The following is a 23079-nucleotide window of genomic DNA, read 5'->3' on the forward strand; positions in this document are numbered from 1 at the left end:
TTATGCGGGCTTGGTGAACCTGAGCGTCATGCGATCGCTTTCACCGATGGCGTCGTATCGGGCGCGATCGAAGTCAGCAGCCGGCGCCTGACCATTGGCCGAGCTGCGACGGACGGGCGGCAGGGTCCAGACACCGAAGGGATGGTCGCGTGTGTCTTTCGGGTTGGCATTGATCTCCGAACGGCCGCCAAACACAAGTCCGGCCTTGTCCGCCGCGGCGATGACATAGGATTCCGGCACATAGCCTGTGCCCGCCTTCGGATCGGATCCTTCCGGGGCGCGATGCTGCTCGACCGCCAGCACGCCGCCGGGCTTCAGGACACGAGCAAAGGCCTTCAGATAGATATCGGTGGTGTCGCCCTGGCGCGCCCAGTTGTGAAAGGCGCGGGCCACCAGCACGAAATCCGCCGAGGCATCGGGCAGGTCGAGCCCCGACTCGGGCGTCAGGGCGGCGGTGCGGACATCGCCATAGACGGCCTTGTCGGCGACCTCGGCCCAGAAGCCAGCGTCACCGGGATTGCGTATGGCGGCGATGTAGGTCCCGCCGGTCGCCCTGGCATAGGGGGCCAGGATCTCGACCCACCAGCCCTTGGCGCCGGGGTCGATCTCGACGATGGTCATGCCGGGTTTGAGGCCCCAGAACGGCAGGGCCTGGGCGGGATGGCGGTACATATCGCGCGCCCGGTTGTCCGGCGACCGCCATGCGCCGGCTATGGCGGCGTCAAGCGCGGCATCGCCGGACTCGGCGGCCATCAGGGGTGTAGCCATGCCGAATCCGAGAAGGGCGGCGAGGGTGTGGCGGCGCGTCAGGGACATGGCGAAGGCTCCGGTTGAGAGGCGGAGAACCTAGCACAATGCCGCCGGACCTCAACCCACCGGAATCCATACCTCGACCACGCCTGTGCCGGTGCGATAGTTGAAGCGGTCGTCCATGCGCTCGAAATTGGGCGCGTTGATCGGGCGCAGGCCGGCTTCGGGCAGCCAAGATTCATAGATATGGCGCCAGAAGTTGCTGATACCGCTGACGTGGCCGTCATGGGTAAAGACGGCGTAGTCGTGGGCGGCCGTCTTCAAGCGCGTAAAGCCTTCGGGCAGGTCGTTGTCACCATCCACTTCGGCGGCGGCCATGTAGTCGAATTCGCCCATGCCGGCGAAATTCCAGGAAATGCCGTAATAGATTTCGCCCTTCTGGCCTTCGATCTGGCCGAGATGTTCGCGAAATTTCTGCCATTGGCCGGCAATGCCGCCGGTGGAGTCGGTCGTGTAGTGGCCGGTCAAACCGGCAAAAACAATGGCTGGCGCCTTCAGGCGTTTCGGGGTCTGGGCGGGCAGGGGGTGGGCTTGGGTCACGTCAATTGGCTCCATCAGGGTGAGGTGGGCGAGGCTGCCCGTTTGACGCAAGGCTTTCGGAGATAGGCCGAACTGAGCGCGAAAAGCGCGGGAGAAGGCTTCGTGTGAACCATAGCCGGCGCCGATGGCGACGGACAGGATATCGTTTGAGGTGATCACGTGCCTGGCAGCTTCGCTTAAGCGCCGTGCCCGGACATAGGTCATCAGCGGCAAGCCGGTGACCAGACCGAACAGGCGGGTAATGTGAAAGCGGCCGACACCTACGGCACGCGCGATATCCGACAGTTGGATATCACGGTCGAGATGGGATTCGACGTACCACAAGGTCTTATCGATCAGGCTCAAGGGGCCTCCGGAAAGTTTGCGTTGTCATAGACTAGGCCGGTCGGAAAAGCGATATTGGACAGATGTTGCGGTGGGGATGAGAAATTTGTCCTTTGGGGAATTGAGCCCCCTCCGTCTCGACACGTTCATACGCCCAAGGCGGTGGCCTGGGGCGTATGAACGGCTCGCCACCTCCCCCGTACGCTTCGTTGCACTTCGCTACAGGGGAGGACTGCAGTAAAGGCAGTAAAGAAGGTACGCGTTTGTAGGGATGTCATGACCGATCTGATTACTGTTTCCATCGCCTGCGCCAATGCTGCGGAGGCCGCCACGATCGCGCGGTTGCTGGTCGAGCAGAGGCTGGCGGCGTGCGTGCAGAGCCACGCCATCACCAGCACCTATCTGTGGCAAGGCGCTATCGAGACTTCAAACGAGGTGATGCTGACCGCCAAGACCCTGGCCGGGCGGTTCGACGCTCTGGTGATAGCAGTGCGTGCCGTTCACAGCTATGACGTGCCGGAAATTATCGCCCAGCCGGTCATTCATGTATCTGCTTCTTATGAACAGTGGTTGCGCGAGGTATTGGCAGGGGCGTAGGTTGGCGGTCAGAAGGAGCTTTACATGGCCGATTCCGAACCGGACATCATCTTCCACAATCGCGAACAGCTTCTCGATTCCTTAAGCGAGGCGGCGGAGATCGAGCACAATCTGATGTGCTGCTATCTCTATGCCGCCTGGTCGTTGAAGACCGAGCCCGACGATGGTCTGGATGCCGCCACGACGGCCGAGTTGAAATCTTGGCAGAGGGCGGTCATCGACGTTGCGATCGACGAGATGACGCACCTGACCCTGGTGGCCAATCTGATGAACGCCCTGGGTGGCGTGGCGCATGTTCATCGCCCCAATTTCCCGGTCGCCAACGGGTATCATCCAGCCGGTTTGCAGGTTCGCCTGGCACCCTTCAACTGGGAGACCTTGCAGCACTTTATCTATCTGGAACGGCCGGAAGGTAGCGACGAACCGGACGGCAAGGGCTTTGCCGACCATGCCGTCTATGAACGGTCGCTGCGTGGTCTGCGTTTGATGCCGTCAGCCCAGGACTATCTGACGGTCGGGCATCTGTATCGCTCGGTCGAGGACGGTTTGAGGCATTTGGCGGCGCAGATCGGCGAAGAGGCGCTGTTCTGCGGCGATCCGGCCTTGCAGGTCGGGACCGATAGCGTGGCCCTGAACGGGTTGAGACGGATTACCGATCTGGCCTCGGCGTGTCAGGCGCTGGAGACGATTGTCGAGCAGGGAGAGGGGGCGAAGGCGCACAGCGAGCGCAGCCATTACAGCCGCTTCGTCAAGGTGCGCGACGCCTATCATGCGCGGTTGGCGGCCGATCCCGGTTTCGAGCCGGCCTGGCCGGCGGCGCACAATCCGGTCATGCGCAAGCCGATCGAGAATCCGCAGGACCGTGTATGGATCGAGTGCGCGCAGCCGCGGCAGGTGCTGGACCTGGCCAATGCCGTCTATAACCACATGCTGCGCTATCTGGCCCAGGGGTTTGTGGCGACCGATGCGGGTGAGAAGCGGCGGATGATCGAGACAGCCATTTCGCTGATGTCGGCCCTGGATCCGTTGGCGCGCGAATTGGCGCGATTGAAGGCCAATGATCATGATGACTGCAATGCCGGGATCAGTTTTGCCACCTTGCGGACCTTGCAGGCGCCGCAGCCGCATCCGCATGTGCTGAGGGCGTTGCAGGAACGGGTGGGCGAACTGCGCGACGGGGCGGCAGGGTTGCCGGCGACGCCGCGGGTCGGGCGGGCGGCCCAGGCCTTGAGCGCGATCTATGACAGGCTGGAACGTGACGCGAAACCGGTGGAGGAGGTTGTGATGCCCGTGGAGACTGTGCCCCCAAATTCTGTAGTGAAAATGGATGTTCAGCCGCAGAGCAACAGCGGACCGGAGATTGTCGCCGGCGAGGACCTGACCCTGGTGGTGGATATGAAGCGGTGTATCCATTCGCGGTTCTGTGTGACGGGGGCGCCGAAGACCTTCATCGCCAATGTCGAGGGCGAGTGGCTGCATCCGGATGAGACGCCGTGCGACTTGCTGGTCGAGATTGCCCATGCCTGCCCGTCGGGGGCGATCGGCTATCGGCGCAATGACGGGCGGCCGGACGAGGGGGCGCCAAACGTCAATATGATGCGGGTGCGGGAGAACGGACCCAATGCGATCCATGCGCCCTTGACCGTGGCGGGGAAGGCGGACGGGTTTCGGGCGACCTTCTGCCGGTGTGGCGCGTCGAAGAACAAACCGTGGTGTGATGGGTCGCACCATGACATCGGGTTTGTGGCGTCGGGCGAGCCGGAGACGATCAGCCTGGACCCGTTGGCGGTACGGGATGGGCCACTGCAGGTCGATCCGTTGCGCAATGGACCTTTGCGGGTGACGGGGAATCTGGAGATCTGCGCCGGGACGGGCCGGGTGGTGAAGCGGGTGGAGAGCGCCAATCTGTGCCGGTGTGGGCAGTCGAAGACCAAGCCGTTTTGTGATGGTTCGCATCGGCTGGTGAGCTTCGAAGCGGATGGTGTCTAGCGCTGTCGAGTCATGGGGTCGAGGGGTCGTGACCCCTCGCCTTGAACTTAACCAAGCCCGCTCGCTCCCCCTTTGGGGGGCGGCCGGCTTGGTTATCTCGAAGAGAAGGGGCCTCGGGCCCCTTCACCCCATAACTTTACAGTGCTAAGCACAATCGTCTACGGAGCTCCCCATGGTCGATATCGCCGGCACCTGTCCTGAAAAATTCTCGCGCGTGAAGGCTCTCTTCGCCGCCAACTTCGCCGACGGCAAGGAACGCGGTGCGCGCTTCACCGCCGTCATCGCCGGCGAAACCGTCCTCGATATCTGGGCCGGCAGCGCCGATCGCGAAGGTACGCAACCCTTCGCCGCCGATACCCTGACCCCCGTCTTTTCCACCGGCAAGGCCATCATGGCCCTGATGATCGCCCGCCTGGTCGACAAGGGCAAGCTCGACTACGAGACCGCCGTCGCCCACTACTGGCCCGAATTCGGCCAGAACGGCAAGTCGCGCATAACCCTGGGCCAACTAATGTCGCACCAGCACGGCCTGGTGGGCTTTAACCCGCCCCAGGCCGATCCCGCCGTCTGGTTCGATGTCCCCGCCACCCTCGATATCCTGTGCAAACAGGCGCCGATGTGGACGCCCGGCCAGGGCTCCGGCTACACCCCAATCGCCGGCGGTTACCTGATCGGCGAAGTCTTCCGCCGCATCGACGGCCGCACGCTGGGCACCGCCCTGCGCGAAGACCTGGCACAACGCTTTGGCCTCGACGTCATGATCGGCACGCCCGATGACTTCGTTCCGCGCATCGCCCAACTGCAAAAACCCCCCGCCGCCCCCGACCTGGGCACGATCGACAAGATCAAGCAGGCCGCCTTCCTCGATCGCGGTTCCGCCCCCGCCGGACGCGGCTCGGACGCCTGGCGCCGCATGGAAATCCCCTCGGCTAATATGCACGCCACGGCGCTAGGCCTGGCGCGGCTGATGCAGGTCATGGCACACGGCGGCAAGATCGACGGCAAACCCGCCCTGTCGACCAACGCCCTAGCCCAGGCGACGCGCGAACGCAGCTACGGCCAGGACCGCGTCCTGCCGTTCAAACTGTCGTGGGGCGCCGGATTCCTGCGCAACAAGGGCCTGAACATCTACGGCCCCAACGAACGCGCCGTCGGTCACAGCGGGTGGGGCGGGTCGTGCGTCATGGCCGATGCCGACAAGATGCTGAGTGCCGCCTATGTCATGACCAAACAGTCTATCCACCTGCTGGGCGATCCCCGCCCGGTCGGGCTGATCGACGCGCTGTATGGGTGCCTGTAAGCTATAGATATGAGCAATATCCGTATGAAAAACATCCGCGTCTACGCCCTGGCCGCGCTGCCTTTCATAGCCTTTTTTGCGTATCAGCTTGATAGCCTGTTGGGGCATCGTCCCGAGGCGCCAGATATGGCGCGTGGGTACACAATCCCATTAGACATAGGGGATAGTGGCGCTGCTACTTATATTTCGGTCCTGGACTGCGTCCTGACATTCACTCCGTTCCTTTGCGCCGCGGCGATAATAATATTCGGGATGTGGCGCAGCGGCGCTTTTACGCGCAAGACATAGACCATTACCTACCCCGTCACCGTCTTCAACGCCTGCACCCTGCGCCAGGCGCCGAACGCGAACACCGCCGCGCCGCCCCAGATAAAGGCAAAGGACAGGGCGCGGGCCGGTGTGAACAGCTCGCCCTGGAACAGGCCAATAAAGAAGGCGATGGTCGGCGAGATAAACTGGATAAAGCCCATGGTCGACAAGGGCAGGCGCCGCGCCACGAAGCTGAACAGGGCCAGCGGCAGAACGGTGATCGGGCCGGTGAACAGGAACCAGAAGGCATTCCACGGTGTGCGGAAAAAGTGCCCCTGGCCCGAATGCTCGAACCAGATCAGATAGACCAGGGCGATCGGAAACAGGTACAGGCATTCGATAAACAGGCCAGGCAGGGCATTGACCGGGATCTGCTTGCGGATCATGCCATAGGCGGCAAAGCTGATGGCCAGGGTCAGGGCGACATAAGGTATGTGGCCGATGGCGACCGCCTGGATCAGCACCCCGGCCACTGCGCAACCGATCGCCGTCTTGCCATAGCCGTCCAGGCGTTCGCGGAAGAACATCGCGCCGGCCGCCATGTTAATCAGCGGATTGAGATAGTAGCCCAGCGACGATTCGATGGTGTGGCCGTTGGTCACCGCCCAGACGAAGACGCCCCAATTGGTCGCCACCATCAGACACGACACGAACAGAAGCGCCATCAGGCGCGGCTGGCGCAGCACCGTCCACACTTCCGGAAACTGGCGTGTGAAAAAGACCAGGCCGGCCGCCCAAACCAGGGCCCAGACCGAACGGTGGCCGATGATTTCCAGCGACGCGCCACCGAAGGCATGGATCGGCAGATAGGCCAGCGGCACAAAGCCCCATACGGTGTAGCACAGCAGGGCCAGAACGACCGGCGAGGTCGAGGCAAAGCTTGATGGCGTCGTTTCGGAAGGCGATAAGTCGGAAGACATGGCAAGACCCGGAATAGAGAAAGCCGGCGGAATTTTCATTCCGCCGGCTTTCTGAAGTTTCACGAAAGTGAAGTTTCTTAAGCGCTAACGGGGGTGAGGACACCGCGTTCGTCGAGAAGCTGCGCAATCTGTACGGCGTTAAGCGCCGCGCCCTTGCGCAGGTTGTCCGATACGCACCACAGATTAATGCCGTGGGGAACCGTCGGGTCGTTGCGAATACGCGAGACGAAGGTGGCAAACTCGCCGACGCATTCGACCGGCGTAATATAGCCGCCGGGCTCGCGCTTATCGATGACCGAAATGCCCGGCGCTTCGCGCAGGATCTCGCGGGCATAGGATTCGTCCATCGGCTCTTCGAACTCGATATTGACCGATTCCGAATGGCCGACAAAGACCGGCACGCGGACACAAGTCGCCACCAGGTCGATGGTCGGGTCGATGATCTTGTGCGTTTCCGCCGTCATCTTCCACTCTTCCTTGGTGGAGCCGTCCTCCATGAAGACGTCGATGTGCGGAATGACGTTGAAGGCGATCTGCTTGCTGAACTTCTTGGGCGTCTTGTCACCCATGCCGTACAGAGCCTTGGTCTGATCCCACAGCTCATCCATGCCTTCCTTGCCGGCGCCAGAGGTCGACTGGTAGGTCGAGACGACGACGCGCTTGATGCGGGCGATGTCGTGCAGCGGCTTCAGCACCAGGACCAACTGGGCGGTCGAGCAGTTGGGGTTGGCGATGATGTTCTTCTTGCGGCAATCCCAGATGGCGTCCGGATTCACTTCCGGCACGATCAGGGGCACGTCGGGGTCCATGCGCCAGGTCGACGAATTGTCGATGACGATGGGGCCCAGCGCGCCGATCTTCGGCGACCATTCCTTGGAGACCGCGCCGCCGGCGCTCATCAGGACGATGTCGACCTTGGTAAAGTCGAAGGATTCCAGGTTCTGGCATTTCAGGGTTCTGTTGGCGAACGCGACGTCGAGCCCCATGGATTTACGCGACGCGACCGCGTGGATTTCGGAAATGGGGAAATTGACCTCTTCAAGGATCGCAAGCATCTCGCGACCCACGGCGCCGGTGGCGCCGACAACGGCGACCCGATAACCCATACTGCAACTCCTGATCTTGTGGATAAGTGCGCCAAAGACGCACGCGGCACATGGCGCTTTTTGTCCGTTTTTACAAGCATAAAGTCTGAACAAAGCGGGTTTTTATATGTAGATGTGTAGGTAGGAGGCGTCCGGTACGTTTATAGTATTCACACTTGAGCTAAGCCAAATAAGCCAGTCCTCCACCGCGTGCGGGGGAGGTGCCGCCGAAGGCGGCGGAGGGGGGCATTTAAAAGGATTCAAGCATCGTGAATTGTTCGGCAGCGTTCGGCACAACAGATTCGCGTGGAATTGCCCCCTCCGTCTCGACACGCGCTGGCCCTCGGTCTGCGACCTCAGGCGATGCGCGGCTCGCCACGCCTCGGGGCGCCCCGCTCCCCCGTACGCTTTGCTACGGTGGAGGACTGCAAGAGCAAAAGCTGATCGTCAGCTACGTTTCAACTGGACTCACGGAACGTACAGATCTGGCCCTATTCGGTTTCATCTATCGGTGGCAGTCTTTCCTCCGGACTTCATAGGAGGCGAGGATGCGCGTACTGAGCTTTGTGATCGCGGGATGCCTGGCCATGGCGTCGCTGGGTTTCGCGCCGTTGGCTGACGCGCGCACCGTCCTGACCCAGGCCAATCTGACCTCTCCTACCTACAGCTATAGCCGCGTCGATCTTGGCGCCTACCTGCCTGACAGTGGGGCGACCACGCCCACCAATACCTTCCAGGGCACATTGGCGTTTTCTGTCGGGTCCGGCGCTTTCTCGTATGAGCGCTACAATGCCGCTGGTGCGGTTTCCAACAGCTACTGCAACACCACCTATCTGAGCGTGGCGCAGTGCAACAGCGCTGTCAGCTTCCCGAGCGACTTCAGTTTCAAGTTCGTGCAGACCGGCGTGCTGGCCGACGGCAACACCTATCTGGTGCCGGAAAAGCGCGGCGCCAATACCAGCAGCCACGCCTTCTGGGAAGTCGTGCTGGAACCTGGCCGGGTGTGGAACGAAGCCGGTGATGGCGCCTACAGCCGTGCTGCCATCCCCTTTGCCCTGGTGCAGAAGAATGCCAACTGCACCTTCAACGGCGTGGCGACCTTCCTGTTCAAGAACGATGGCACCACGTCCAATGTCGCCGTGCAGCTATCCAGCGAAACGTGCTTTTACCTGAAACAGAGCATGTGGGGTCTGATGAAGACCCACGCCTACACACCGGCGACCGTAGCGGGTGCAGCCACCCTGATCAGCAACTTCACCACCGAACGGGCCAGTCGCCTGCCGGTCTATCCGCTGAGCCAACTGGCGGTCGACTATACGCGCAGCGACGGTTCAGCGGTGGTGCCGGGCAATTTCGCCATCGGCGGGGCCAGCCATCGCACGGTCTACGGCTTTGTCATCGACGGCAAGAACTACCGTTCGGACTGCGCCACGCGCAACGGCAACTATCCCTATTGCGACGTCTTGACCCTGCCCAGCTATTCGACGGCCAAGACGGTTGTGGGCGCGGCGGGACTGATGCGCCTGGAACAGCTGTATCCCAATGCGCGTCTAGCCGTGGTCAAGACCTATGCCACCCAGTGCACGACGGGCTGGACGACCGAAAACTTCGAAAACGCGCTGGACATGACGGTCAACAACTACAATTCCGCCACCTATGACTGGCTGGCCGGCAGCGACGAAGGCTCGACCAAGATGGGCACCTTCTTCACCGCCACCACCCATGCCGCCAAGATGAGCAGCGCCTGTACCTGGACCGACCATGGCTCGCCTGGCGCCACCTGGGTCTATCATTCGTCGGATTCCTATATATTGGGCGCCGCTATGAATGCCTATCTGAAGGCCCAACCCGGCCGGGCATCGGACGATATCTACACCAATCTGTTGAACAACGACCTGTGGACGCCGCTGCATCTTAGCGGCAACATGGCCTATACCCGCCGGACCTATGACACGACGGCCCAGCCCTTTACGGCGTTCGGTCTGTATTATCACAGCGACGATATCGCCCGTGTCGCGGCCTTTCTGAACGACAGCAATGGCGTGCTGGGCGGCACCCAGATGCTGAACCAGGCCATGCTGGACGCCGGCCTGCAGCGTAATCCGTCCGATATCGGCAAGCAGTTGACCGGGGCCTACAGCTATATCCGCTACAATAACGGCTTCTGGGCCAGCAATGTCGGGAGTGCGGCTGGCTGTCCGGCGGACAAGTGGCTGCCCTACATGTCTGGGTTTGGCGGGATATCGGTTTTGCTCATCCCCAACCACACGGTCTATTACAGCTTCGCCGACGACGGCACGACCGACTGGACCACGGCGGCCGTCGAGGCTAACCGGATAAGAGGGTATTGTAGTTAGGGGTTGAACCGCAGATTTCGCAGATTAACGCAGATTATTCAGAGTGTTTTCCGACTGAGAAAGCGGCGGCTTAACGAGCGATCGCGAAGCGATCATTTGAGCCAAAACGGGCTTCGACCCAGCAGAACAAGCCATGAAAAATCTGCGTCAATCTGCGAAATCTGCGGTTTATCTTTTTCTTTCAAGCCGTTGCCAGTCACCGCATTTTGGCTCTTGACCTTTCGTTCCGGAGACATGTGACTGGGCTATGGTCAAGACCGCGCGAAGTCCCCTGCTATATATCGATAGCGCCAGCGACGTGTCGCTGCAGGACCAGTTGCGCAAACAGCTCGCCGAGGCCGCCGTCAATGGCGCCTTCACCCCCGACAAGCGCCTGCCGTCGTCGCGCGTCCTGGCGACGCAGCTCGGCGTATCGCGCAATACGGTCATCATCGCCTACCAGAAACTGATCGATGATGGGCTGTTCATTAGCCGTGAACGCAGCGGGCTGTATGTCAATCCGGCGCTGCTGAAGGGCCGGGTGCGCGCCGGCCAGGTGACAGACCAGGTGGCCGGCCTGATGCGCGAAAGCACGCCCAGCCCGCCGCGGAAATCCGCCTGGACCGGCCGGTTCAAGAACCGCATCGTCGGCCGTGACACCAGGCCGCGGCGCGTGCCGAACTGGCGGCAATATCCCTATCCCTTCATCGACGGCCTGTTCGATGAATCGCTGTTCCCGGTGCAGGAATGGCGCGACTCGATGCGCAGTGCGCTCAGCGTCGGCGAAATCAATGCCTGGTCGGTCGATACCGGCGATGCCGACGACCCGATGCTGGTCGAGGAGATCCGTACCAAGATCCTGACCCGGCGCGGCATCACGGCGCGGGCCGACGAGATTCTGATCACCCTGGGCTCGCAGCAAAGCCTCAGCCTGCTGATGCAGATGCTGGTCGATCGCACGGTCACGGTGGCGGTGGAGGAGCCCGGTTATCCCGACCTGCGCCGGCTGATCGCGCAGAACCGCGGCCGAATCGTCCACCACAAGGTCGACGCTCAGGGCCTGATCCCCGGCGATGCCCTGGCCGGCTGCCAGATTGTCTGCGTCACGCCCAGCCACCAGTATCCGACCGGCGCCACCCTGTCGCTGGAACGCCGCCACGCCCTGCTGAAACAGGCCGAAGCCCTGGACCAGGTCATTATCGAAGACGACTATGCCAGCGAGACCGACTATCTCGAAACCACCCTGCCGGCGCTATACAGCCTGAACCACGGTCACCGTGTCATCTATGTCGCCGGCCTGTCCAAGGTGCTATCGCCCGGCCTGCGTCTGGGCTTTATGGTGGCGGCGCCCGAGGTCATCGCCCAGGCGCGCGCCCTGCGCCGGCTGCTGATCCGCCATCCGCCGATGAATATCCAGCGCGCCGCCGCCTTCTTTCTGGCGATGGGTCATTACGACGCCACCATGATGCGCGTCGGCAAGCTGTTCCGCGAACGCCGCACGGCCCTGCGCGACGCGCTCAACCACTATATGCGCGACCTGGCGACCATCATGCCCCTGCGCGGCGGCACGACCTACTGGGTCCAGGGACCACCGGAGCTGGACGTCGAACAGCTGATCCGCCTGGCCGAGCGCAACGGCATCCTGATCGAAAGTGCCGCACCCTATTACGGCGGCGACCACGCGCCGCAGAACGAATTCCTCGTCGGCGTGACATCGCTTTCGCTGGAACGCATCCGCCAGGGCGTGCTGGCCCTGCGCGACTGTATCCGCCAGCTACTGGGCTATCCCGGCGCGCCACTGGAAACCGGCCAGGTACTGCAAGGCGAGGCCCAGCTGCGCCAGGCGCTGAGCGGCTGCAGCGTGCTGTACCGCACCGTCTATACCGATCCGTGCACCATCGAACTGCTGCCCGACGGCCGCATGACGGGGCGTGCCGGCTATGCCAACGAAGACTGCGATAGCGGCCGGTGGTGGATCGAGGACGACCGCTGGTGCCGGCAGTGGCAAAACTGGGCCTATGGCGAGGTCAGCCGCTATCATATCCTGATCGACGGGGGGCGGATCTACTGGCTGAACGACGCCCGTCTGGTGGTCGATTCCGCCATCTATATCCGCCCGGAGCCGGTTGATACGAGCGTAGAACCAGATTGATCCGGGCCGCCACAAGCGGCTGAAACTGGACTCATAGTTCGCAGCGAACTGGTGCTACCGGCTGGGCTTTAAAGCCGTCACTCTTCTGTCACACGACAGGAGTTCCCATGCGTCCCTTTGCCATCGCCGCCCTGCAACTGGCCCTCAGCAAGGGGGACAATGCGGCCGCCATTGCCAAGGAGGTGAGGCTGGTCAAGGCGCGTTTTCCGTGGGTCGAGATGGTCATAGTCGGCGAACTGGCCATGTACGGCGCCAATACAGCCCTGGCCGAGACCCTTCCCGGACGCGCCGAGGACCTGATGGCCGGCCTGGCGCGCGAACTGGGAATCTGGCTGATCCCCGGTTCGCTCTACGAACAGTCGGGATCGCTGGTCTACAACACCGCCAGCGTGATCAATCCGGACGGCGAGATCGTCGTCCGTTACCGCAAGATGTTCCCCTTCCTGCCGTATGAGATCGGCGTTGAGCCCGGCGCGCAGTTCGTCGTCTTCGACGTGCCCGAGGTCGGCCGGTTCGGTATCTCGATCTGTTACGACATGTGGTTTGGCGAAACCACGCGGTCGCTGGTGTGGATGGGCGCGGAAGTCATCCTGCACCCGACCATGACCAATACAATCGACCGTGAGGCCGAACTGGCCATTGCCCGCGCCTCGGCCGCCACCAACCAGTGCTATTTCATCGACGTCAATGTGGCCGGTGAGCTGGGAGTGGGCTTGTCCTGTGTCTATGGCCCGGGCGGCGAACTGATCCATCAGGCCGGGCCGGGCCGGGAAATCATGGCCTTCGAGATCGATCTCGACCACGTCCGCCGCGTCCGCGAACGCGGCTGGAACGGGCTGGGCCAGACGCTGAAAAGCTTCCGCGATGCCGATATCAGCTACCCGCCCTATGAGACGGGCCGGCGCCCCTCCGAAGCCCTGAACAGCCTCGGAGCGCTGGAAAAGCCGCAAGCCGGAAGACGCCCCAGGAAAAACCCGACCGAGCCCGCCGGCTCTGGCCGCACCACACATAAATCATAAAGCACAGCACATATAGTTAGGGGACTACACATGACCAAGCTCACCTCCCATAGAACCATCGGCCTCATACTTCTCGCCTCCACGGCCCTGAGCGGGCTGGCGGCCGCGCCGACTTTCGCCCAGGACGCCCAAGCTGCAACGACGGATGACACCACCGAAGTCATCGTCACCGCTACCAGGCGCAGCGAAAAGCAGTTGTCGGTGCCATACAATATTTCCGCCGTTTCGGGCGCCGCCATCGATGCCGCTAAGGTGGCTGACAATGCCGAGCTGCTGCGTTCGGTGCCGGGCGTGTCGCTGGTCGACCGCGGCTATCGCAACCAGGGCGTCCAGAACAGCGTCGTCATCCGCGGCCTCAATGTCGACAGCGCGGCGCTGGGTGACTACGCCGTGTCGTCGGTGTCTCCCGTCTCGACCTATGTCAACGACACGCCGCTCTTCGCCAACTTCCTGCTGCGCGACCTCGACCGGGTCGAAATCCTGCGTGGACCGCAGGGTACGCTCTACGGTTCAGGTTCGCTGGGCGGCACCATCCGTTACATCACACGGGCGCCGAAGCTGGGTGTGTTCGAAGGCAAGGTCGGCGGTGGGGTATCTTCGACCGACGGTTCGGACAGCCTAAGCTATTCGGGCGACGTCGTGCTGAACGTGCCACTGGGCGATACCCTGGCCGTGCGCGTCAATGCCAGTCGTCTCGACCTGGCCGGCCTGACCGACTATGTCAATCTCTACAAGCTCGACGCCAACGGCATTCCCGTGGCGCCGAACGGCCTCTATGATCCCGCGGCCAGCTACTACACCAAGAAGGACGCCGACACGGTCGGTATCTGGTATGGCCGCGTCGCCGCCAAGTGGAAGCCGGACGACGTCTTTGACGCCACCTTGTCCTATGCTCAGCAGTCGGACAAGGTCGGCGGCCGTCGCCAGGAAACGGTGGGCCAGGACGGCTATGGCCGGACCTATCAGCAATACGAGAACGGCTCGGTCCAGTTGGAGCCGTCGTCGCGCAAGGTCGAGATGACGGCTCTGGAAGCCAATATCGATCTCGGTTTCGCCACCTTGACCTCGTCGACCTCCGACTATACGCACAGCGGCGAAAGCGTGTCGGAAAACACCGGGTTCTATGCCAAGGCCGGCTTCCTCGGTTTCTATTACAACTATCCCCGCCCCATGGCCTCGGCCGTGCGCGGCTATGACGACAAATCCCTGACCGAGGAACTACGTCTGGTCTCGGCGGCGGGCGGTCAGTTCGATTGGGTGGCCGGCGTCTTCTATCGTCGCGAGACCCTGGAGGCGACCCAGGAAAGCTATCTGCGCGGGTTCAAGGCGTGGTACGCCGCGCCGTCGATCGTGCCGACCGACCAGGATTTTGCCTACGATCGCAAGGAGACCTTTACCGATACGGCGGTCTTCGGCGAACTGACCTGGCACGTCACCCCGGCCTTCCAGGTCACCGGCGGTATGCGCTACTTCTCCAACCGCGCCGTTAACACGACCTTTGTCGACATTCCGGTGTGGGGAACCTTCTTCACGCCGACCACGGCGCAGTTCACGTCGGAAGAAAGCAAGCCGTTGTTCAAGCTCAATGCGTCGTGGCAGCTGGCCGGACGGACCCTGGCCTATGCCACGGTGTCGCAGGGGTATCGCCGCGGGGGTTCGAACGCCGTGCCGCTGACCGGCAACTTCGCCGAAGATCCGGCGTGGCAGCTGTATCGGTCGGACTTCGTGACCAATTACGAGGCCGGCATCAAGGGCGTCAGTAACGGTCTGACCTACGATGCGGCGTTGTTCTCGGTCGACTGGGATCATATCCAGCTCAATACGGCGACGCCGAACTGGGGCTTCTATACGGTCGTCAACGGCAGGAAGGCCAAGACCTATGGCCTGGAATCGCGCATCGGCGGCAGGCTCGGGGCGCATGGCCACTTTGCCCTCGGCTACACCTATACCCACGCTCGCCTCGAAGACGCCCTGCTGTCGCCGACGGCCGCCCATACCGTCCTGGCCGCCGCCGGGTCGAAGCTGCCCGGCACGCCGGAGCACGCCCTCACCCTGGCGCTGGATGACACACGTAGCCTGGGCAATGATTTCAGCATCACCAACCGCCTGTCAGGGTCATACCAGTCGACGACACGCAACGCCCTGGGTTCGGCCAAGTACAATACCGAACTGCCGGCCTTCGCCATCTGGAACGTGTCGTCGGCCCTGACCAATGGCACATGGGTACTGACGGGCTATGTAAAGAACGTCTTTAATAGCGCCGGCGTCACGGGTGAATTCACCGAAGCCTATATGGGCACCTCGCCTGCCCAGGGCTATTATGGCAATGGATCGAAGAAATTCATCTCCCTGCCGCGTACGGTCGGTTTGACTTTAGACCTCGATTTCTAAGTAATTGTCCTCTCTGTAAGGCTCGTCATGACCGCCGTCCTGCCTCTTTCCGATGCGCGCAGCTTGTTTGCCGCGATCAGAACCCGGATGCACGACGGCGCCATGGCCGGAGCGCTGGACGATCTGCGCGTCCTGGAAACGCGCTGTGCCAATGATGCGATACTGCTGCAGCACGTCGCCGAGCATTTCATGTTTGCGCAGCACAATGCCGACGCCGTGCGTGTCTACCGCCGCGCTGTCGCCCTGCGCCCTGATGATCCGGCTGGCCTGTACAACCTGGCCACCGCCCTGATTGCGGTCGGTGAGGCGGAAGAGGCCGAGGCGCTTTTGGACCGCGTTATTGCGCTGAAACCCGACGATTATGACGCGTATCAGAACCGCGCGACCCTGCGCAAACAGACGCCGGAGCGTAACCACGTCGCCGAACTGGAAGCGTTGATCGACAGGACGTTGATCAATGGGGCACCGGCCGGTGAAGTGGCGCTGGGCTATGCCCTGGCCAAGGAACTTGAAGACCTGGGGCTGAGCGCGCGCGCCTTCAGCTATTTGAAACGCGCCGCCGATCGCAGGCGGCGCGCGCTGTCCTATGACGTTCAGGGCGATATCGACGCCATGGCGGCCATAGCTGAATCCTTCGACGCCGGCTATCTGGCGGACGGCCGTGTGGGTTGCCCGTCGGATGCGCCGATCTTTGTCATGGGCCTGCCGCGTTCCGGCACCACCCTGGTCGACCGGATCATCTCGTCGCACGACCGCGTCGAGAGCCTGGGCGAGATCAACGACTTCGCCCTGACCCTGACGCGCCTTGCTCGCAGTGCCGGCGGTGGCAAGATGAACCTGATCCGCGCAGCCCGCGATATCGACCCTGGTGCCCTGGGCCAGGCCTATATCGCCGCCGTGCGCGGCTATGGCGTTACAACGGCGCATGTCATCGACAAGACCCCCGCCAACTACCTGTATGTCGGCCTGATCCTCAAGGCTTTGCCCAAGGCCCGCATCGTCCATCTGCGCCGCGATCCGATGGATAATGGCTATGCCCTGTACAAGACGCTGTTCCGCATGGGCTGCCCCTATTCCTATGATCTCGGCGATATCGGCCGTTACATGCTGGCCCACGCCAGGCTGATGGAGCACTGGCGCACCATCGCGCCCGACCGGATCATCGATATCGACTACGAGGCGGTGACGGCTGATCCCGACGGCGAGACGCGTGGGCTGATCGGGGCCCTGGGCCTCGACTGGCAGGAGTCTTGTCTGCGCTTTCATGAAAACCGGTCTGCCGCCGCAACCGCCAGCGCGGTCCAGGTGCGCCAGCCGATCTATCGTACGTCGGTCGCGCTGTGGCAGCGCTATGCCGGGCAACTGGAGCCGCTGCGCGCCGTGCTCAGCCAGGGCGGTCTGATCGCGTCAACCGGACAGGGACAGTATTTGGGGCAATCCGCATGACACGATGGTATGCCCGCGAAGACGGCCTGCTGGCGGCCGTCTTCCTGTCCTTCATGGCCACGGCCGGCCTGTTCTACGTCAACATCATGTCGGCCATTGTCGATGGCCTGATGACCGGTCTGCATTTTTCGGCGAAGGACGCCGGTCTGGTCGCCTCGGCCAATGTCTACGGTGCGGCTTTGGGGGCGTTGGCCGCCGTCTTCGTCGTGCGGCGAGTGCCGTGGCGCAAGGCGGCGGTCGCCATACTGATCCTGCTGATCGTCATGGATGGCGGCTCGGCCTTGGTACACGCAGCACCGGTGTTGACGGCCATGCGCTTTGTCCATGGCCTGATGGGCGGGATGCTGGTCGGCCTGTCCTACGGCGTTATTTCACGTACCCAGGTGCCGGAAAAGGTCTTCGGCGTGTTGCTGGTGGTCCAGTTCGGGCTGGGCGGGTTGGGCCTGATGTACCTGCCGCGTCTGGTGCCCCTGTATGGTTATGAAGTGCTGTTTGCTGCCCTGGCCGCTTTCAGTGCCGTGTCGTTGTTGATGGTGCCGTTCCTGGCGCCTTACGCGAGGCCGGAGGTCGATCCGTTAGCCAAGGCGGGCAAGCTTGCTATCTGGCCGCTGGTCCTGACCTTCCTGGCCCTGTTCACCTTCCAGGCCGCCAATATGGGCCTGGCCGCTTTTATCATCGGGCTGGGCCGCGATGCTGAGCTGGGGCTCGAGCCGATGACAGATGCGCTCGGCTGGGCCAACTGGATCGGTACAGCGGGTTCGGCCTTGGTCGTCGTCATGGGCATCCGTTTCGGCCGTCTGATCCCCCTGTTGATCGGACTGGTCCTGACCTTAGGCGGTAGCTGGGCCTTTCACTTGATCTACGGCAAGGACATGGGTTTGCAGGTTTATTTCTGGGCCAATATCCTGACCGCCATCACCTGGTGCTTTGTCATCCCCTACGTGCTCGGCATGTGCGCCGCCTTCGATCCGCAGGGCCGGATGGCGGCATTGGGTGGTTTCTTCTCCAAGATGGGATTGGCGACCGGTCCGCTTTGCGCCGCCCTGATCGTCAATGCGCATCTTGGGTACGGACTGCTGATCGATGTGACCGTGGCGGTGCTCGCCATTAGCCTTGTCGCCCTGATCTATCCGGCCTTGGCGCTGGATCGACAGCAACGGCAGGTAAAAGTGTCCCCCTCCCACCATCCTTCGGATGGTCCCCCCTCCCCGTAAACGGAGCGGGAGAAAATATTGACCTTAGCAACCGCCGTTTCCAGGGCCGCTCGTTCGGCCTGACGCCACAACCTTGTCTGAAAGGACCCCTCCATGGATACCCACACTCCGCTTTCCGCAAATGCCGACCTGCTCCGCCGCCGTGAAGCCGCTGTGCCGCGCGGTGTTTCGACCGCCATGCCGGTCTTTGCCGCTCGCGCCCAAAACGCCGAGATCTGGGACGCAGAAGGCCGCCGCTATATCGATTTTGCCGGCGGCATCGCCGTACTCAATACCGGCCACCGCCACCCGAAGATCGTTGCCGCGGTCGAGGCGCAACTCGCCGCCTTCAGCCACACCGCCTTCCAGGTCATGGCCTATGAGCCCTATATCGCCCTGGCCGAGCGCCTCAACGCGGTGGCGCCGTTCGCCGGACCGGCCAAGACCATCTTCTTCACCACGGGCGCCGAAGCGGTCGAAAACGCCGTCAAGATCGCTCGCGCCGCCACAGGGCGTAACGGCGTCATCGCCTTTTCCGGCGCCTTTCACGGCCGCAGCCTGATGACCTCGGCCCTGACCGGCAAGGTCAATCCGTACAAACGCAGTTTCGGCACCCTGCCGGGCGAGGTCTGGCACCTGCCGTTGCCGATCGCCCACTACGGCGTCAGCGTGGCCGATACCATGCGCGCGCTGGAACAGCTGTTTCGTTGCGATATAGACTCGTCCCAGGTCGCCGCCATCATCATCGAGCCGGTGCAGGGCGAGGGCGGGTTTCACATCGCCCCGACCGAGCTTTTGCAGGCCCTGCGCCGGGTGTGCGACCAACATGGGATCAAGATGATCTTCGACGAGGTTCAGTCGGGCTTTGCGCGGACGGGCCGGATGTTCGGTTGCGAGCACAGCGGCGTCGAACCCGATCTGATCACCATGGCCAAGTCGCTGTCCGGTGGATTCCCATTGTCGGGCGTGATGGGCCGCGCCGGGGTGATGGATGCCGTCGAGCCGGGCGGTCTGGGTGGCACGTTTGGTGGTTCGCCTATCGGCTGCGCAGCGGCCCTGGCGGTGCTCGACGTTATCGCCGACGAGGGCCTGCTGGTCCGCGCCGAGGCGTTGGGTGCGCGCATGCGCCGCCAGTTTACGGCGTGGCAGGGCAGGGCGGATCTGCGGCCGATCAGTGCCGTCCGCGGACTGGGCGCCATGATGGCCTTCGACATGGTCAAGGAACACGGCGGGCACGAACCAGATGGCACAGCTGCCAAGGCGGTGACCGCGCGGGCGCTGGAGCTGGGCCTGGTCCTGTTGTCGTGTGGCATCCATGGCGAGACCCTGCGCTTTCTCATGCCGCTGACCATCGAAGACGCAATCTTCGACGAGGGCATGGCGCTGGTCGAAGCGGCGCTGTTACCATGAGCGATCTTGGTTTGACGCGCCCGGATCTGCTGCGTCAGGCGGCGTTGATCGGCGGCCGGTGGGTACAGGCGGATTCGGCGATCGCGGTCACCAACCCCGCCACCTTAGGCCTTGTCGGTTATGTCCCCGACCTGGGCGCGGACGCCGCGCGCGAGGCCGTGACGGCGGCGCAATCGGCTTTTGTGGCCTGGAAGGGGCTGACCGCCAAGGCGCGCGGTATTATCCTGCGGTGTTGGTATGACCTGATCCTTGCGCACAGGTCCGACCTTGCGCGGCTGATGACGGCGGAACAAGGCAAGCCGCTGCATGAAGCCGAGAGCGAGATTCTCTATGCGGCCTCCTTCGTCGACTGGTTCGCCGAGGAGGGGCGGCGGGCCTATGGCGATGTCATCCCCCCGCATGTCGTCGGCGCACGGCTGCACGTCGTCAACGAACCGGTCGGTGTCGTGGCGGCCATTACACCGTGGAACTTTCCCGCGGCCATGGTGACGCGCAAGGTGGCGCCCGCTTTGGCAGCCGGCTGCACGGTGGTTTTGAAGCCGTCGGAATTGACGCCCTTGTCCGCCCTGGCGCTGGGGTTGCTGGCCCAGGAGGCGGGTGTACCCGATGGCGTGTTCAATATCGTCACGGGGCAGGCGGCGCCGATTGGTGAGGTCCTCACCGGCGACGAACGCGTGGCCAAGTTCAGCTTTACCGGTTCGACGGCGGTCGGCAAACGTCTGGCGGCCGATTGTATGGCGACCGTCAAGCGCGTGTCGCTGGAACTGGGGGGCAATGCGCCGTTCATCGTCTTCGACGACGCCGATCTCGAAGCGGCCATCGACGGCGCCATGGCGTCGAAGTTTCGCAATACCGGCCAGACCTGCGTCTGCGCCAACCGCTTGCTGGTCCAGTCGGCCATCTATGACCGGTTTGCCGAGGGCCTGGCGATACGTGTCGCGGCCTTGCGCACGGGTGATGGGCTGGCCTGCGCGACGGATCAGGGACCGCTGATCGACGCCCGGGCCGCCGTCAAGTTTCAAGCCCATCTCAATGATGCGGTGGTGGGTGGCGCGGTGGTCATGGCCCAGGCGGCTGTGCCGGATCTCCCGGGCGCCTTTGTTGCCGCAACGGTCCTGCGCGATGTGCATCCTGAGGCCCTGATGAACCGCGAAGAAACCTTCGGTCCTTTGGCTGGACTCGTCCGTTTCGACTCGGAGAGCGAATCCCTGGCCATGGCCAATGCCACGCGCGCCGGACTGGCGGCCTATGTCTTTACGCAGGATGTGTCACGCGCCGCACGGGTGACGGCGGCTTTGGCGTATGGCATGGTCGGGCTGAACACCGGCCTGATCTCGACCGAGGTGGCACCGTTCGGCGGCGTCAAGGAGTCGGGCTTCGGCCGCGAAGGCTCACGCCATGGCCTGGCCGACTATATGGCGATGAAGTTCATCTGCCAGGATGGGTTGTAATATTCTGACAGTAGGTCCGGCTTGCAACGGCTTATCACCCTCCTCCCTGTCGAGCGAAGCGACGATGGGGAGGTGGCGAGCTTGCGAGCCGGAGGGGTCATTTCATCGATTTATCAGCTTTCAGGTTTGGGACATGCCAACGAACTCTACCTTAGCAGAGATACTTGGAAAATCTGACCTTAAGAAGGTACCCCTCCGTCGGCTGAGCCGACACCTCCCCATGCTCCGCACAAGGAGGAGGGAGAAAAACCGTCCGAAAGCCCGTGCTGATTATACGACTGAGCTGACTAGCGCATCGCCCGCAGCATCTGGCCAAACCCGTCATTATGGTTTGTCTTCAGAACGCGGTCGATGGCGCCGATCAGCGCTTCCGACGTGAAGGGCTTGCTGAGGTGGCCGTCGCCGCCGGCCTCGAAACCCTGGCCCACATGCTCTTCGTCCTCGTTCCCGGTCAGGAACAGGATGGGCGTGTAGTCGAGGTGGAAGCCGTCTTCCATCTGGCGGATTTCCTTGGCCGCACGCAGGCCGGACATGACGGGCATTTCCATGTCCATCAATACGGCATCATACTCGTTGACCTGATAGGCTTCGACCGCTTCCTGGCCATTTTGCGCGAAATCCACATCAATGCCGGTGGTGGCCAGCATCAAATCGATCATCTTGCGCAGGGTCGAATTGTCTTCAACGCACAAAAGTCTCACTGTTTTATTCCTCACTGTTACGCAGCACGGGTACGCTCTCCGTCTTCGATTCGTGCTGTCGTAATTATGTTATATAAGACGGTACTTAGCCAAGTCTGAACAACCACATTGATTTCTTATTTTTGGATTCGGGTAAATTCTCCCCTAAGCCTTGAATTCGCTGCATAATCTGTGCCTTTCGCGGGTTTTGGATATATAACGATCACGAAAAGTTGCAGAGTGTGACACTTTAGCCAGCCTGAAAAACGGACATATGCGCCCTTTGGTCATCATAATCGGCGGCGGCCCGGCCGGGGTCGCCTGCGCAATCTGGCTCAGAAAACTGGGCGTGCCGGCGACCTTGCTGGAAGCCGGACCACGGCTGGGCGGGCTGCAGACGCGCTCGCCCTATGAGAATCTATGGATTCCCGGTGTGCAGGGGCGGACTGGGCAACAGGTGGCCCAGGGCCTGGCCGATCACGCCGAGGCACTGGGCGTCGATGCCTGGCTGACCTGCCGGGCCATAGCTGTGGTGCGCGATATATCCGGCGACTATACGGTCACGACGGCAACGACGGCCCTGGCCGCGCCGTATATTGTGATTGCGACCGGGACAATGCCACGTGCCGGTGGTTTCAAATCGGGACAGGTGGTTGCCATAGGCCCGGGTACGCCCATGGAGGCGATGGCGGTCAAGGGGCGACGGGTGGCGATCCTGGGCGGCGGCGACAATGCCTTCGACCAGGCGCGCTTTGTCGTCGAACGTGGTGGTACGGCGACCATCTTTACGCGTACGGCGCCACGCGCCCAGAAGTTGCTGCAGGCCATGGTGCCGCAGGTACGGGTCGTCGTCGGGCCCTATATCGCCGACCAGGACGCAATGGCGGTGAATGGCGAAGGCTTCGATGCCTTCGGTGTCATGTACGGTTTCGAGGCGGTGGTGCCCTATGGCCTGGACCCGGAACGCGATCGCGGTTTCGTGGCCGTCGACCGCCACGGCGAGACCAGCCTGGAGCGCGTCTATGCCTGCGGTGAAGTCACCGACTACTGGCACCCATGCGTGGCCACGGCTGTGGCGCATGGCGTCCAGGTGGCGAAGCAGATTTCGCTGAAGGTGGCTGGATAGG

Annotated in this window: 17 protein-coding genes; 12 read left to right on the forward strand and 5 right to left on the reverse strand. The window is 62.5% G+C overall.

Annotated elements, in window-relative coordinates; translation table 11 throughout:
* Complete coding sequence (locus AC1DXO_RS05730; RefSeq protein ID WP_476977136.1) at positions 1 to 816, reverse strand: class I SAM-dependent methyltransferase; 816 nt, start codon at positions 814 to 816, stop codon at positions 1 to 3.
* 51 nt (positions 817 to 867) lie between these two features.
* The gene (locus AC1DXO_RS05735; protein ID WP_476977137.1) at positions 868 to 1695 is read right to left on the reverse strand and encodes a GyrI-like domain-containing protein; all 828 of its coding nucleotides are present in this window, start codon (positions 1693 to 1695) and stop codon (positions 868 to 870) included.
* Positions 1696 to 1950: 255 nt separating this feature from the next.
* Here AC1DXO_RS05735 and cutA point away from each other — a divergent pair, with 255 nt between their 5' ends.
* From cutA to AC1DXO_RS05750, 3 genes are all read left to right on the forward strand, one after another.
* Positions 1951 to 2271 (forward strand): divalent-cation tolerance protein CutA, encoded by a 321-nt coding sequence (cutA, locus tag AC1DXO_RS05740; RefSeq protein ID WP_476977138.1) that lies wholly within the window; start codon positions 1951 to 1953, stop codon positions 2269 to 2271.
* A 24-nt stretch (positions 2272 to 2295) separates the two neighbouring features.
* Positions 2296 to 4260, forward strand: a complete 1965-nt coding sequence (locus AC1DXO_RS05745; protein ID WP_476977139.1) for a ferritin-like domain-containing protein — start codon at positions 2296 to 2298, stop codon at positions 4258 to 4260.
* A 172-nt stretch (positions 4261 to 4432) separates the two neighbouring features.
* Entirely contained in the window at positions 4433 to 5560 is a 1128-nt protein-coding gene (locus AC1DXO_RS05750; RefSeq protein ID WP_476977140.1) for a serine hydrolase domain-containing protein, read from the forward strand.
* A 296-nt stretch (positions 5561 to 5856) separates the two neighbouring features.
* On the opposite strand, the gene rarD is transcribed toward AC1DXO_RS05750, so the two are convergent.
* On the reverse strand, positions 5857 to 6789 hold the full coding sequence (rarD, locus tag AC1DXO_RS05755) for an EamA family transporter RarD (RefSeq protein ID WP_476977141.1): 933 nt from the start codon (positions 6787 to 6789) through the stop codon (positions 5857 to 5859).
* 77 nt (positions 6790 to 6866) lie between these two features.
* Positions 6867 to 7895 carry an aspartate-semialdehyde dehydrogenase gene (locus AC1DXO_RS05760; protein WP_476977142.1) on the reverse strand — a complete coding sequence of 343 codons (1029 nt, stop codon included), beginning with the start codon at positions 7893 to 7895 and terminating at the stop codon, positions 6867 to 6869.
* Positions 7896 to 8422: 527 nt separating this feature from the next.
* On the opposite strand from AC1DXO_RS05760, the gene AC1DXO_RS05765 reads away from it, so the two are divergent.
* The 8 genes from AC1DXO_RS05765 (at position 8423) to AC1DXO_RS05800 (ending at position 21272) form a co-directional block, all read left to right on the forward strand.
* Entirely contained in the window at positions 8423 to 10231 is a 1809-nt protein-coding gene (locus AC1DXO_RS05765) for a hypothetical protein (protein WP_476977143.1), read from the forward strand.
* Positions 10232 to 10478: 247 nt separating this feature from the next.
* On the forward strand, positions 10479 to 12362 hold the full coding sequence (gene pdxR / locus AC1DXO_RS05770; RefSeq protein WP_476977144.1) for a MocR-like pyridoxine biosynthesis transcription factor PdxR: 1884 nt from the start codon (positions 10479 to 10481) through the stop codon (positions 12360 to 12362).
* A 107-nt stretch (positions 12363 to 12469) separates the two neighbouring features.
* Complete coding sequence (locus AC1DXO_RS05775; RefSeq protein ID WP_476977145.1) at positions 12470 to 13381, forward strand: carbon-nitrogen hydrolase family protein; 912 nt, start codon at positions 12470 to 12472, stop codon at positions 13379 to 13381.
* A 30-nt stretch (positions 13382 to 13411) separates the two neighbouring features.
* The gene (locus tag AC1DXO_RS05780; protein WP_476977146.1) at positions 13412 to 15772 is read left to right on the forward strand and encodes a TonB-dependent receptor; all 2361 of its coding nucleotides are present in this window, start codon (positions 13412 to 13414) and stop codon (positions 15770 to 15772) included.
* A gap of 27 nt (positions 15773 to 15799) precedes the next feature.
* Positions 15800 to 17218, forward strand: a complete 1419-nt coding sequence (locus AC1DXO_RS05785; RefSeq protein WP_476977147.1) for a sulfotransferase family protein — start codon at positions 15800 to 15802, stop codon at positions 17216 to 17218.
* Positions 17215 to 18432, forward strand: a complete 1218-nt coding sequence (locus tag AC1DXO_RS05790) for a hypothetical protein (RefSeq protein ID WP_476977148.1) — start codon at positions 17215 to 17217, stop codon at positions 18430 to 18432. The genes AC1DXO_RS05785 and AC1DXO_RS05790 overlap by 4 nt, the downstream gene beginning before the upstream one ends.
* Before the next feature lie 93 nt (positions 18433 to 18525).
* Positions 18526 to 19821: a 4-aminobutyrate--2-oxoglutarate transaminase gene (gene gabT, locus AC1DXO_RS05795; protein WP_476977149.1), complete on the forward strand. Its 1296-nt coding sequence runs from the start codon at positions 18526 to 18528 to the stop codon at positions 19819 to 19821.
* Entirely contained in the window at positions 19818 to 21272 is a 1455-nt protein-coding gene (locus AC1DXO_RS05800; RefSeq protein WP_476977150.1) for an NAD-dependent succinate-semialdehyde dehydrogenase, read from the forward strand. The genes gabT and AC1DXO_RS05800 overlap by 4 nt, the downstream gene beginning before the upstream one ends.
* Positions 21273 to 21559: 287 nt before the next feature.
* On the opposite strand, the gene AC1DXO_RS05805 is transcribed toward AC1DXO_RS05800, so the two are convergent.
* Positions 21560 to 21973 carry a response regulator gene (locus AC1DXO_RS05805; RefSeq protein ID WP_476977151.1) on the reverse strand — a complete coding sequence of 138 codons (414 nt, stop codon included), beginning with the start codon at positions 21971 to 21973 and terminating at the stop codon, positions 21560 to 21562.
* A gap of 253 nt (positions 21974 to 22226) precedes the next feature.
* On the opposite strand from AC1DXO_RS05805, the gene AC1DXO_RS05810 reads away from it, so the two are divergent.
* Positions 22227 to 23078, forward strand: a complete 852-nt coding sequence (locus AC1DXO_RS05810) for an NAD(P)/FAD-dependent oxidoreductase (protein ID WP_476977152.1) — start codon at positions 22227 to 22229, stop codon at positions 23076 to 23078.
* Position 23079 lies beyond the last annotated feature (1 nt).

The sequence above is a fragment of the Asticcacaulis sp. P2_C5 genome, from assembly GCF_056404555.1.